General features: G+C 55.7%; 9 protein-coding genes. 3 read left to right on the top strand and 6 right to left on the bottom strand.

All coding sequences use genetic code 11. The features are described from left to right. Positions 1 to 10: 10 nt before the first annotated feature. Positions 11 to 2,137: a methylmalonyl-CoA mutase gene (gene scpA / locus RCA23_RS14370; RefSeq protein ID WP_044050890.1), complete on the bottom strand. Its 2,127-nt coding sequence runs from the start codon at positions 2,135 to 2,137 to the stop codon at positions 11 to 13. 102 nt (positions 2,138 to 2,239) lie between these two features. Here scpA and RCA23_RS14375 point away from each other — a divergent pair, with 102 nt between their 5' ends. Next, entirely contained in the window at positions 2,240 to 2,686 is a 447-nt protein-coding gene (locus tag RCA23_RS14375) for a DUF4174 domain-containing protein (protein WP_044050891.1), read from the top strand. A gap of 64 nt (positions 2,687 to 2,750) precedes the next feature. Here the strand turns inward: RCA23_RS14375 and RCA23_RS14380 are convergent, their stop codons facing one another. From RCA23_RS14380 to RCA23_RS14390, 3 genes are all read right to left on the bottom strand, one after another. Then, positions 2,751 to 4,748 (bottom strand): acetyl-CoA carboxylase biotin carboxylase subunit, encoded by a 1,998-nt coding sequence (locus RCA23_RS14380; RefSeq protein WP_044050892.1) that lies wholly within the window; start codon positions 4,746 to 4,748, stop codon positions 2,751 to 2,753. Positions 4,749 to 4,997: 249 nt separating this feature from the next. Continuing rightward, positions 4,998 to 5,357, bottom strand: a complete 360-nt coding sequence (locus RCA23_RS14385; RefSeq protein WP_044050893.1) for a hypothetical protein — start codon at positions 5,355 to 5,357, stop codon at positions 4,998 to 5,000. Positions 5,358 to 5,375: 18 nt separating this feature from the next. After that, the gene (locus RCA23_RS14390) at positions 5,376 to 6,908 is read right to left on the bottom strand and encodes a carboxyl transferase domain-containing protein (RefSeq protein ID WP_044051624.1); all 1,533 of its coding nucleotides are present in this window, start codon (positions 6,906 to 6,908) and stop codon (positions 5,376 to 5,378) included. 151 nt (positions 6,909 to 7,059) lie between these two features. On the opposite strand from RCA23_RS14390, the gene RCA23_RS14395 reads away from it, so the two are divergent. Next, entirely contained in the window at positions 7,060 to 8,289 is a 1,230-nt protein-coding gene (locus RCA23_RS14395; protein ID WP_044050894.1) for a Bcr/CflA family efflux MFS transporter, read from the top strand. Positions 8,290 to 8,320: 31 nt separating this feature from the next. Further along, the gene (locus RCA23_RS14400) at positions 8,321 to 9,715 is read left to right on the top strand and encodes a helix-turn-helix domain-containing protein (RefSeq protein ID WP_044050895.1); all 1,395 of its coding nucleotides are present in this window, start codon (positions 8,321 to 8,323) and stop codon (positions 9,713 to 9,715) included. A gap of 28 nt (positions 9,716 to 9,743) precedes the next feature. On the opposite strand, the gene betB is transcribed toward RCA23_RS14400, so the two are convergent. Next, the gene (gene betB, locus RCA23_RS14405) at positions 9,744 to 11,198 is read right to left on the bottom strand and encodes a betaine-aldehyde dehydrogenase (protein WP_044050896.1); all 1,455 of its coding nucleotides are present in this window, start codon (positions 11,196 to 11,198) and stop codon (positions 9,744 to 9,746) included. After that, the gene (locus tag RCA23_RS14410) at positions 11,195 to 12,088 is read right to left on the bottom strand and encodes a DMT family transporter (protein WP_044050897.1); all 894 of its coding nucleotides are present in this window, start codon (positions 12,086 to 12,088) and stop codon (positions 11,195 to 11,197) included. Before RCA23_RS14410 ends, betB begins: the two co-directional genes overlap by 4 nt. Positions 12,089 to 12,104: the final 16 nt, after the last annotated feature.

The following is a 12,104-nucleotide window of genomic DNA, read 5'->3' on the forward strand; positions in this document are numbered from 1 at the left end:
CTGCCGCGCTTTAGCTGCGCGCCTTTCGGATCAAATCCAAAACATTCTGTGCCGCATCGGGGATATTTGTGCCCGGACCAAAGATCGCCGCTACGCCAGCGGCTTTGAGGAAATCATAGTCTTGCTGAGGAATAACCCCGCCACAGACCACGATAATCTCCTGCGCATCTGCGGCCTTCAATGCCTCCACCAATTTGGGCGCCAAGGTTTTGTGACCTGCCGCTTGGCTGGAAATACCAACCACATGCACGTCATTGTCCACCGCGTCCTGCGCCGCCTCCTCAGGGGTTTGAAACAGGGGGCCGACGTCCACATCAAAACCAATGTCGGCAAAGGCCGTGGCAATCACTTTGGCGCCCCGATCATGGCCATCTTGCCCCATTTTCACCACAAGCATCCTGGGCCTGCGTCCCTCTTCTTTGGCGAATTCTTCCACAGATCTCTGAATTGCTTCAAAGTTTTCGTCGCCCTCATAGGCAGATCCATACACGCCAGCCAATGTCTTCACCTCCGCGCGATGTCGGCCAAATGTGCCCTCCATCGCCAATGAAATTTCCCCCACCGTCGCCCGATGACGCGCCGCTTCAACAGCCGCTTCTAATAGATTGCCCCCTTCAACGCAGCGCCGTCCAAGCTCAAGAAGGGCCGCATCACAGGCCGTTTGATCACGGCTCGCGCGGATGGATTGGAGTTTCGCGACCTGGGCCTCGCGCACCTGATTGTTATCAATATCGCGCACCTCAATGTCGGGTTGTTTGTCCGAGGTATATTTGTTGACCCCAACAATCACCTCTTCCCCGCGATCAATCATCGCCTGACGCCGCGCCGCACTTTCTTCAATTTTAAGCTTGGGCAGGCCGCTGGCCACGGCTTTGGTCATGCCGCCCATCTCCTCAACCTCTTCGATCAGCGCCCAGGCCTCATCAATAAGATCAGCAGTGAGTTTTTCCACATAGTAAGAGCCCGCCAGCGGATCAACCACATTGGTCACCCCAGTTTCTTCTTGCAAAATGAGCTGTGTGTTGCGCGCAATGCGTGCCGAGGTTTCCGTTGGCAGGGCAATGGCCTCATCAAAACTATTGGTATGCAGCGATTGTGTGCCGCCCAAAACCGCGGACATCGCTTCAAAAGCCGTGCGCACGATGTTGTTATAGGGATCTTGCTCTTGCAGACTCACACCGGAGGTTTGGCAATGGGTCCGCAGCATGCTGGATTTGGGATTTTTCGGATCAAATTCTGCCATAACCCGGTGCCACAAAACCCTTGCAGCCCGCAATTTCGCCGCTTCCATAAAGAAATTCATACCAATGGCAAAGAAAAACGACAGACGCCCGGCAAAGGCATCCACATCCATCCCCCGCGCAATCGCCGTGCGCACATATTCGCGCCCATCTGCAATGGTATAGGCCAACTCCTGCACCAAATTCGCACCGGCCTCTTGCATGTGATAACCGCTGATCGAAATGGAGTTGAACTTCGGCATATCACGGGCGGTAAATTCGATAATATCGGCCACAATACGCATGGAGGCCTCAGGTGGGTAAATATAAGTATTGCGCACCATGAATTCTTTGAGAATGTCATTTTGGATTGTGCCCGAGAGGGCCGCGCGGCTGACGCCTTGCTCTTCACCGGCCACGATGAAGGAGGCCAAAACAGGGATCACCGCGCCATTCATCGTCATGGAGACAGAAATCTTATCCAGCGGGATGCCATCAAAGAGGATTTTCATATCCTCTACACTGTCAATCGCCACCCCAGCTTTGCCAACATCGCCGACAACGCGCGGATGATCGCTGTCATAGCCCCGATGCGTGGCCAAATCGAAGGCCACTGATACCCCCTGTTGCCCGGCTGCGAGCCCTTGGCGGTAAAAGGCATTGGACTCTTCGGCTGTGGAAAATCCAGCGTATTGCCGAATGGTCCAGGGCCGGCCGGAATACATGGTGGCTTTGACACCGCGCGTATAGGGTTCTTGCCCCGGCACGCTGCCCATATGCGCCAATCCTGTCGCATCTTCAGCCGTATACATCGGCTGCACCTTGATGCCTTCGAGCGTATCCCAAGTTAAAGACTCCAATGGCTTGCCGCGCAGCTCTTTGCCAGCAATTTCGCTCCAAGATGTCTTATCTGTCATTATCCGCGCTCCTTGTCCCACGGGCCGATGCCCGGGTATTTTTCGTTCAACCCCTTCGCTTGCAATTGCAAAGGCCCTATATAGAACCATGAAGGAGATATTATGTTTAAAAGAGTGTTCCACTTGTGGCTCGGGCTTCTGGCCATCGCGCCACCGGTCTTGGCCGGGGAGACCTTAGACATTTGGCGCTCCGATCCGACCCATATTTTCGACGCCAAAGAGGTTGAGCTGTCAGATGTCATCTGGGCGGCGCGGCCCTGGGTTGTGTTCGCCGATAGCCCGCTGGACCCTACTTTCACCCAGCAAATGGCGCTTTTGCAGGCTGAAATTGCTGTGTTGCAGGAACGAGACGTCATGATTGTGGTCGATACCGATCCCAAAGCCCAGTCCAACCTGCGCAAAACATTGCACCCCAAAGGCTTCAATTGGGTTTTGATCGGCAAGGATGGTAAAATCAAACTGCGCAAACCCTTTGCTTGGGACATGCGTGAATTGAGCCGGGTGATCGACAAAATGCCCATCCGACAGCGCGAGATGAGCAAGCCCTGAAGGCCGCCGCGAAGAATGGAACGGCCCAAGGGTCGCCCCACCTTCGGGTCTGAGCCGTTCAGGCTCACTCAAACTCCATGATGATCGCATCCACGGCCAGACTGTCGCCCGGCGCCGCATGGATCTTGCTGACAATAGCTTTCTTCTCGGCCCGCAGGATATTTTCCATTTTCATCGCCTCAACTGTGCAAAGCGTCTGGCCCTCTTGCACTTCATCGCCCACAGCCACATCGACTTTGACGATCAAGCCCGGCATGGGGCAGAGCAAGAGTTTCGAAGTATCCGGCGCGACTTTCTCGATCATCAATTTGGCCAGCTCAGCCTGACGCGGGCTGCGCACAGTCACGCGCATATCAGCCCCGCGGAAGCGGATACGGAAGCCGCTTGTGCATTTCTCAACCTTTAACGCGATATCGATACCATCCACATTCATCAAAGCCAGTGGCTTGCCCGGTGTCCAATCACTGGCCACCCTATGGCTGCCGCTTTCAAAATGTACGGTGGATCCATTGGGATCGGCTGCAATTGTCACGGGGAACTCGTGGCCCTGAATGCCAACAACCCAATCGTCGCGCACGCGGCGCTCGTGATTGTCCATGCGCCCAGAAACTTTTGTGCGACGAATTTCGCCCAAACGATACATTGCCGCCGCGCAGGCGCCGACAATTTTCAGCGTCTCTTGTGGCAGATCAACCCCATGAAACCCGTCTGGATATTCCTCCTCGATAAAGGCAGTGGTGATATTGCCGGCGCAAAATTTCGGGTGATCCATGACCGCAGAGAGGAATGGAATGTTGTGACCAATACCCTCGACCTCAAAGGCATCCAGCGCATTGCGCATCTGCGCAATGGCCGCGGGACGATCTGGCGCCCAGGTGCAAAGCTTGGCAATCATCGGATCATAGAACATGGAAATTTCTCCACCTTCATAAACACCGGTATCATTGCGTACGGCCGCGGTCGCGCTGCGGCTTTCAGCGGGCGGACGATACCGTGTCAAACGGCCAATTGAGGGCAAAAACCCCCGATAAGGGTCTTCCGCATAGAGGCGGCTTTCCATGGCCCAGCCATTAATTTTCACGTCCTCTTGGGTAATGGACAGCGCCTCGCCATTGGCAACGCGGATCATCTGCTCCACCAGATCCACCCCAGTGATCAACTCCGTCACCGGATGTTCGACCTGCAAGCGCGTGTTCATTTCAAGAAAGTAGAAATTCTGTGCGCTGTCGACGATAAATTCCACCGTACCGGCGCTGGTGTAGCCCACCGCTTGGGCCAATGCACAAGATTGCGCGCCCATGGCCTTGCGCACTTCGGGCGTCAAGAAGGGGCTCGGGGCCTCCTCAATCACTTTTTGGTTGCGCCGCTGGATGGAACATTCGCGCTCATTGAGATAAATGCAATTGCCATGGCCATCCGCCAGAACTTGGATTTCGATATGCCGGGGTTGCGTGACGAATTTTTCGATGAAAATCCGATCATCTCCAAAGCTGCTCGCCGCTTCATTCTTGGACGATTGGAACCCCTCGCGCGCCTCTGCATCGTTCCATGCGATGCGCATACCCTTGCCACCCCCACCAGCGCTGGCCTTGAGCATCACCGGATATCCAACCTCTTGTGCGATTTTCACCGCTTCATCTGCATCAGCAATCAGACCCATATAGCCCGGAACCGTGCTCACACCGGCCTCTTTGGCCAGTTTTTTCGAGGTGATCTTGTCTCCCATGCTTTCAATCGCAGAGGCCGGCGGGCCGATAAAAGCCACACCTTCAGCCTCCAAGGCCTCAGCAAACAGGCGATTTTCTGACAAGAACCCATAACCGGGATGCACAGCTTGCGCCCCGGTTTGCCGGATCGCATCCATGACTTTTTCAATCACGATGTAAGACTGATTCGCCGGCGAAGGACCGATATGCACCGCCTCATCCGCCATTTTCACATGCAACGCCTGGGCATCCGCATCGGAATAAATCGCCACGGTTTTGATCCCCATCGCCTTGGCTGTTTTTATCACACGACAGGCAATCTCGCCCCGGTTGGCAATTAAAATCTTATCAAACATTGAGGAATCCTTCTCGGCGCGCGCAGCTCGAGGCAAAGGAGCTGTGCGAAAAAAAGAACCGGCACTGGCCAAAGCCAGAACCGGTTAAGGAAAGAAAGGGTCGATATGTTTTCAAAACCAATGCAAAGAATTTTGAAACTCCAACACCTAGATTATGACAAGCGCAGCAGGATAGGCCAAGGGAAGACCCGGCTGCTCCCAAGCACTGGGCACAAAGCCGCGCAAAACACCCTATGAGACCCGGCAAATTCACGCCGACCACCCTTCGACAAAGATTTGTGGAAAGCTCGCTTGCGCTTTTTTCAGATCCACACGCAGCAAAGCCACATAGGATTCGGGATCGAAATCATCCTGTGCGGGGACGACTTCGCGTTCAAACAACCAAGACAGGCGGCCCCCATCAAGGTTGCCGCGCTCAAATGGCTCTTCACCAAAATATTCAATCAAAGCGTGCAGAAACGCCTCATCCGCCCGGCGATCTGGGGGACGACGATCTGCATAGCGCTCGCGCCTGATAATTTTTGTCGCCCCATTCTTACTCGCGCGCCGAATGGTAAATTGCGCATCCGTACCGGGAAGACGGCCGGGGAACCCACGGTGTTTTTCCATTATTGGCTCTCTTCGACCTTAGAGTGGAATGTTGTCATGTTTTTTCCATGGGTTTTTCAGGGATTTTCCCCGCAAACTGGCAAATGCCCGGCACACCCGGCGACGCGTGGAAGCTGGCATGATCACCTCGTCGATGAACCCTTTTTCAGCCGCAACGAAAGGATTGGCGAAACGTTCTTCATAGTCTTTCGTATGCTGGGCAATCTTCTCAGCATCCCCCAGATCAGCACGATGGATGATCTCGGTTGCCCCTTTGGCGCCCATCACCGCAATCTCGGCTGTGGGCCAAGCGTAGTTGAAATCACCGCGCAGATGTTTGGAGGCCATCACATCATAGGCGCCGCCATAGGCTTTGCGCGTAATGACCGTCACCTTGGGCACCGTGGCCTCACCATAGGCAAACAAGAGTTTGGCTCCGTGCTTGATCACGCCACCATATTCCTGCCCTGTTCCGGGAAGAAAACCGGGCACGTCCACGAGCGTGAGGATTGGGATTTCGAAGGCATCACAGAACCGGACAAAACGCGCGGCCTTGCGGCTGGCGTCAATATCCAAACAGCCGGCCAAAACTGTCGGCTGATTGGCCACAACCCCAACGGTGGAGCCTTCCATGCGAATAAAGCCGGTGAGGATATTTTTGGCAAATTCCTCTTGGATCTCATAAAAATCGCTTTCATCAGCGATTTTATGGATCAGCTCTTTCATGTCATAAGGCTGGTTCGGGTTCGCAGGGATCAGCGTGTCCAAACTGTTATCCACGCGAAGCGGATCGTCAAAGAATGGCCGGACAGGCGGTTTCTCGCGATTGTTGAGCGGCAAAAAATCCACCAGACGCCGGACTTCTGTCAGGGCCTCAACGTCATTCTCAAAGGCCCCATCGGCCACGGATGATTTCTTCGAATGGGTGACCGCGCCACCGAGCTCTTCGGCCGTTACCACCTCATTGGTCACAGTCTTGACCACATCAGGGCCTGTCACAAACATATAGCTGCTGTCTTTGACCATGAAGATGAAATCAGTCATCGCCGGCGAATAGACCGCGCCGCCAGCACAGGGGCCCATGATCACGCTGATCTGCGGCACGACGCCGGAGGCCATAACATTGCGTTGAAACACCTCTGCGTAACCGGCCAAAGAGGCGACGCCCTCTTGAATCCGTGCGCCACCAGAATCGTTTAATCCGATCACAGGTGCACCGTTTTGCATCGCCATATCCATGATTTTACAGATTTTCTCCGCATGGGTTTCTGACAATGAGCCCCCAAAAACCGTGAAATCTTGACTATAAACATAGACCATGCGTCCATTGACCGTACCCCAGCCTGTGACCACGCCATCGCCAGGGTAGGTTTGCTCTTGCATGCCGAAATCCACGCAGCGGTGAGCTTTGAACATATCAAATTCTTCAAAACTGCCCTCATCAAGCAGCAAATCAATCCGCTCGGGCGCGGTGAGTTTCCCCTTCGCATGCTGCGCATCAATCCGGCGCTGACCGCCGCCCATCCGCGCAATGTCACGCCGGCTTTGTAATTCATTCAAAATATTCGTCATGGCAGATCCTCTTTGCGCGACCATAGCCTCCCCGGCCGACAAAGCGAAGGCGAATTTGGAATATTTGCAAATATTTTGCGGCAACAATCTGCATAACTGAATAATTGCAAAGAGTCTGGACAAGCCCAACAGGCGGCGATAGCGATTTACAATGAGTAGTCATTCCCGCTCCAAGTTCTTGGACAATTCCACACCGCCCAGCATCTTCACACTGATTTGCCTCTCGGCAGTCGGCGCTCTCGGTCTCAGCATCTTTCTACCTTCGCTGCCCTCAATGGCACAGACGTTCAATGTCAGCTACGCCAGCGCCACGCTCTCCGTAAGTCTGTATTTGGCAATGAATGCGGTCTTCCAACTCTTTGTCGGCCCGCTGTCGGATCGCTACGGACGCCGGCCCGTGGTCATGGTCGCCTTGGCCATTTTTTGCAGCGCCTCATTGGGCTGCATTATTGCCCCCTCTTTTGAGGTTTTTCTGGTCTGCCGCTTGCTGCAGGCGGTTGTGGTCACCGGCCTGGTTCTGTCTCGCGCGGCGATTCGCGACACCTGCAGCCAAGATCAAGCAGCTTCCGTGCTGGGATACGTCACAATGGGCATGGCCATCTTGCCCCTCATCGGACCCGCAATGGGCGGTGGCTTAGAGGCACAATTTGGCTGGGTGGCGAGTTTTTGGCTCCTGCTCGGCGTTGGCATTTTCGTCTTTGCCCTGACCTATTTGGACATGGGTGAGACCAATCTGCATCAAACCAGCTCAATGGCAGAGCAGTTTCGCGCTTATCCTGAGCTTCTGAAGTCTCGTCGCTTTTGGGGCTATTGCCTGACCGCCAGCTTCAGCGCCGGTGCCTATTTCGCCTATCTGGGCGGCGGCGCCTATGTTGGCCGTGAAATATTTGGCCTATCGCCGGCAGCTTTGGGATTTTACCTCGGCGCGCCTTCATTGGGCTATATCGTTGGGAATGGCATATCAGGGCGTTTCTCCAACACGCTAGGGGTCAACCGAATGGTGCTGATCGGCACGATTTTGACCTGCCTGGGATTGGTCCTGAGCATCAGCTTGTTCCTCTTCACTGACGCGCAACCGATATCCTTCTTTGGCTGTGTCTGCTTTATGGGCCTTGGCAATGGTATGGTTCTGCCGAACGCCACGGCGGGCATGATGTCCGTCCGGCCGCATTTGGCCGGCTCCGCCTCTGGCATTGGCGGCACAATCAACACCGGCGGCGGCGCATTGATCGCAATTGGCACCGGGGCCATATTGGTCCCCGGGACCGGCGCTTTGCCCCTGCTGCTGATCATGCTCGCCACTACCAGCCTGTCCATTTTGACCATCACCTATGTGATCAAACGCACCAGTGATCTTGAAATCGCAAACCCGCAAAGTTGAGTTTGCAAACTTGCCGTGCTAGCAGGTTCCCATGGCCAAACAAAAACTCTATGCCGGCACGAAACTGCGCGAATTACGGCGCAAGGTTGATCTCACCCAGCGGGAATTTTCCGAGCGGCTCGAGGTCTCGCTGCCCTATCTCAATCAAATGGAAAACAACAACCGCCCAGTGTCTGCGGCGGTGATTCTCGCTTTGGCTGATGTTTTTGGTTTTGACGTCACCGAACTTGTGTCAGGCGACAACGCGCGATTGGTCAGCGATATGCGCGAAGCGGCCACTGATCCGATCTTTGGCGCCGATGCACCGCATCTGGCCGATATCCGCATGGCCGCCAACAACGCTCCCGGATTGGCGCGCGCATTTTTGCAGCTGCATCGGGCCTATCGGGAAACCCATGAGCGGCTCGCGTCTCTGGATGAAGCCCTCGGCCGCGCCGACAGCCGCTTACAATCCAGCCCTTGGGAAGAGGTTCGAGATTTTTTCCACTATTGTGACAACTATATTGATGCCGTGGACCGCGCGGCGGAGCGCTTCGCCGCCGACGCCAAAGGCAGCATCCAGGCCCATGCGATTGCCAGGCTTGAAGCCCATGGCGTGAAATTGCGGCGCAGCGGAGGTCCGGCCCTCCGCCGCTATGAGCCCGAGAGTAAAATCCTAACGCTTTCGGCACATCTGCCCGAGGCAACCGCTACCTTTCAACTCCTGATCCAACTTGCCCTGTTGACACAAAACGATCTTCTGGATGCCACATTGGACTTTGCCAAATTCCATTCACCCGCAGCCCGCGACATCGCCAAATTGGGCTTGGCCAATTACTACGCCGGGGCCAGCCTCATGCCCTATGGCAGCTTTTTGACCGCCGCACAGGAACTGCGACATGATCTGGAGCAATTGGCCGGGAAGTTTGGCGCCAGCATTGAGCAGGTCGCCCATCGCCTCTCCACCTTGCAGCGCAGTGGGCAAAAGGGCTTGCCCTTCTTTTTTGTCCGTGTCGATCAAGCCGGCACCATTACCAAACGCCATTCGGCCACCTCATTGCAATTCGCCCGTTTTGGCGGCGCATGCCCGCTTTGGAATGTGCATCGCGCCTTTGAAACCCCAGGACAGTTTTTACGGCAAATGGCTGAGACGCCCGACGGGAAACGCTATTTCTGCCTGGCGCGGGATGTGAGCAAATCCGGCGGCGCATGGGGCGCGCCCGTACGGCGCTATGCCATTGGCTTGGGATGCGAAATGCGGCATGCAGGGTCTTTGGTCTATGCCGACGGGCTGGACACCAGCGCCAATGCTCAGGTGGAACCCATTGGCATCTCCTGCCGAATCTGTGAGCGCCGCAATTGCCACCAACGCTCCGTGCCACCGCTGGAGCGCAATTTACAGGTGGATCCGGATCTGCGCGGTATCCTGCCCTATCAAGTGCGATGAGGCGACCGCCTCCTGCACGCACCGATCTCTAATAGGGCGCTTCCAATTGGCTCAGGCGGACATAGACAGATTTAAGCTGTGAGTAATGATTGATCGCGGCCTTCGAGTTTTCACGGCCCACGCCAGAGAGCTTTACACCGCCAAACGGTGCTTCGACCGGGGCGTCGTTATAGGTGTTGATATAGCAGGTCCCGGCCTCCAGAGCCTTCACCATCCGATGGGCCCTGGGCAGGTTTTGGGTAAAGACACCAGCCGCCAGCCCATAGTCCGTATCATTGGCACGGGCCAAAACCTCCGCCTCATCGTCAAATTCTAGAACTGATAAGACGGGCCCAAAAATCTCTTCCTTTGCGATGGTCATTTGATCCGTCACATCAGTAAACACCGCTGGCGTCAGCCAAAAGCCTGGACGATCCAGCCGTGTGCCGCCACAGACGAGCCGCGCCCCTTCCGCCTTGCCCTTAGCAATGAACCCTTCCACGATATCGCGCTGTCGCTCTGAAACCATCGGTCCGAAATTGCTGGCCTCATCCATGGGATCCCCCAAGACCGCTGTCGCCAGGCGCTCGGAGAGGCGCTTGAGAAAGGCGGGCTTGATGCCTTTTTGGACGAAAACGCGTGTTCCATTCGAGCAAATCTGCCCTGAGGAATAAAAATTGGCCAAGATAGCGCCGCTGACCGCAGCCTCCAGTTCGGCATCATCAAAAATGATCAGCGGTGATTTCCCGCCCAGTTCCATGGTCACATGGCGCATACCCTCTGCCGCGGCGGCATAGACTTTGCGGCCTGTTGGCAGCGAGCCTGTCAGTGAGACCTTATCCACCAAAGGATCGCTCACCAAGGCCGCCCCCACATCGCCCAATCCCTGCACCACATTATACAGCCCGGCGGGCAAACCCGCCTCGTGCAAAATTTCCGCCACTTTCAAAGCGCAAAGCGGGGTTGTTTCAGAAGGTTTAAAGACCATCGCATTGCCGCAGGCCAAAGCGGGCGCGCCTTTCCATGCGGCAATTTGCGTGGGGTAATTCCAAGCGCCAATCCCAACGCAAAGCCCAAGCGGCTCGCGTATCGTATAGACAAAATCCTCACCAAACTGCACATGCTCCCCGGTGAGACTCCCGGCCAGACCCCCAAAATACTCCAAAGCATCCGCCGCCGAGGTGGCATCGGCCACCAAAGTTTCCTGCAAGGGCTTGCCGGTGTCATAGGTTTCCAATTCGGACAACGAACGGTTCTGCGCACGCATCATATCCGCCGCCCGGCGCAATATCCGGCCGCGCTCCGTGCCGGTCATCGCGGCCCAAGCTGGCTGGGCCGCCTTGGCCGCCGCAAGAGCCGCCTGCACGATCTGCGGCGTTGCACTATGCACCCGGCCGATCACCTCTCCCGTTGCGGGGTAGATCACATCAATCGCGGCGCCCTCTGTGTCTTCAACATAGGCGCCGTTGATAAAATGGCTGGCGGTGGGTTTTGGATCGATCATAGGGGGGTCTTTCTTTCTCGTTTTCGTTTCAACTGCGCTTCGCGCAGCGTGAGGTACAACACGGAACCAACAATAATCGTCCCGCCCAGAATAACCAAAGCATCTATATGCTCGCCAAAAAGGAAATATCCCGTGGCAACAGACCAAATCAGCTGCAAAAACCCAACCGGTTGCGTGACGGTCAGCGGCGCAGATCGGAAGGCAAATGTCATTGAGTAATGCCCCGCGACGGCGAAAGTGGCGACGGCCATGAGCATTCCAACTTCAAAGCTCGTGGGCGCAATCCAGACGGGGATTGTGAGCGGGATAAGCCCGATGGTCACACCAACCGACAATAGCGCCACGACCATGTCCGCACTGGCCAAATCGGTCAGGCGCTTGGCAATGAGGTAGCTCACCCCAAAACATAGGGTTGTGCCCAGCATGGCGATATGGCCCGGTGTGATCTCACGAATACCCGGCCGCAAGATAACCAAAACTCCCAAAATCGCCACGACAATCGCCAGCCCCCGGCGCAGCGCCAAACGCTCGCCCAGAATAACAACCGCTCCCAATGTCACGAATATTGGCGTCAAATATCCCATAGCAGAGACCTCCGCCACGGGAATACGGGCCATGGCATAGAACCAAAGTGTCACGGCAAAAGTATGCAAAAACGCGCGCCCTGCGCCGAGTTTGGTCACTTGCCACGTGAGCCCCTCACGCAGTAAGCCACGCAGAACCGGCAGCAAGAACACCAGGCCTAACGCATAGCGCAGAAAGGCACTTTCAGCGGCCGGCAGGCGCGTGCCCACCAATTTTACGCCGACATAAACGCCGATGAAACAAAGCCCTGACAGCCCCATCCACAATGCGCCAACAATCGGCCTATCCGCAGCTTTCTCGCTCATAAGCAATGGCTTTCAT

Source organism: Planktomarina temperata RCA23, from assembly GCF_000738435.1.
GTDB lineage: Bacteria > Pseudomonadota > Alphaproteobacteria > Rhodobacterales > Rhodobacteraceae > Planktomarina > Planktomarina temperata.

What these genes read in the sequence shown, in the direction of transcription:
- RCA23_RS14410 (WP_044050897.1), bottom strand. Translation starts at nt 12,088, where the DNA reads ATGAGCGAGAAAGCTGCGGATAGGCCGATTGTTGGCGCATTGTGGATG.
- RCA23_RS14380 (WP_044050892.1), bottom strand. Translation starts at nt 4,748, where the DNA reads ATGTTTGATAAGATTTTAATTGCCAACCGGGGCGAGATTGCCTGTCGT.
- RCA23_RS14375 (WP_044050891.1), top strand. Translation starts at nt 2,240, where the DNA reads ATGTTTAAAAGAGTGTTCCACTTGTGGCTCGGGCTTCTGGCCATCGCG.
- RCA23_RS14400 (WP_044050895.1), top strand. Translation starts at nt 8,321, where the DNA reads ATGGCCAAACAAAAACTCTATGCCGGCACGAAACTGCGCGAATTACGG.
- RCA23_RS14385 (WP_044050893.1), bottom strand. Translation starts at nt 5,357, where the DNA reads ATGGAAAAACACCGTGGGTTCCCCGGCCGTCTTCCCGGTACGGATGCG.
- scpA (WP_044050890.1), bottom strand. Translation starts at nt 2,137, where the DNA reads ATGACAGATAAGACATCTTGGAGCGAAATTGCTGGCAAAGAGCTGCGC.
- RCA23_RS14390 (WP_044051624.1), bottom strand. Translation starts at nt 6,908, where the DNA reads ATGACGAATATTTTGAATGAATTACAAAGCCGGCGTGACATTGCGCGG.
- betB (WP_044050896.1), bottom strand. Translation starts at nt 11,198, where the DNA reads ATGATCGATCCAAAACCCACCGCCAGCCATTTTATCAACGGCGCCTAT.
- RCA23_RS14395 (WP_044050894.1), top strand. Translation starts at nt 7,060, where the DNA reads ATGAGTAGTCATTCCCGCTCCAAGTTCTTGGACAATTCCACACCGCCC.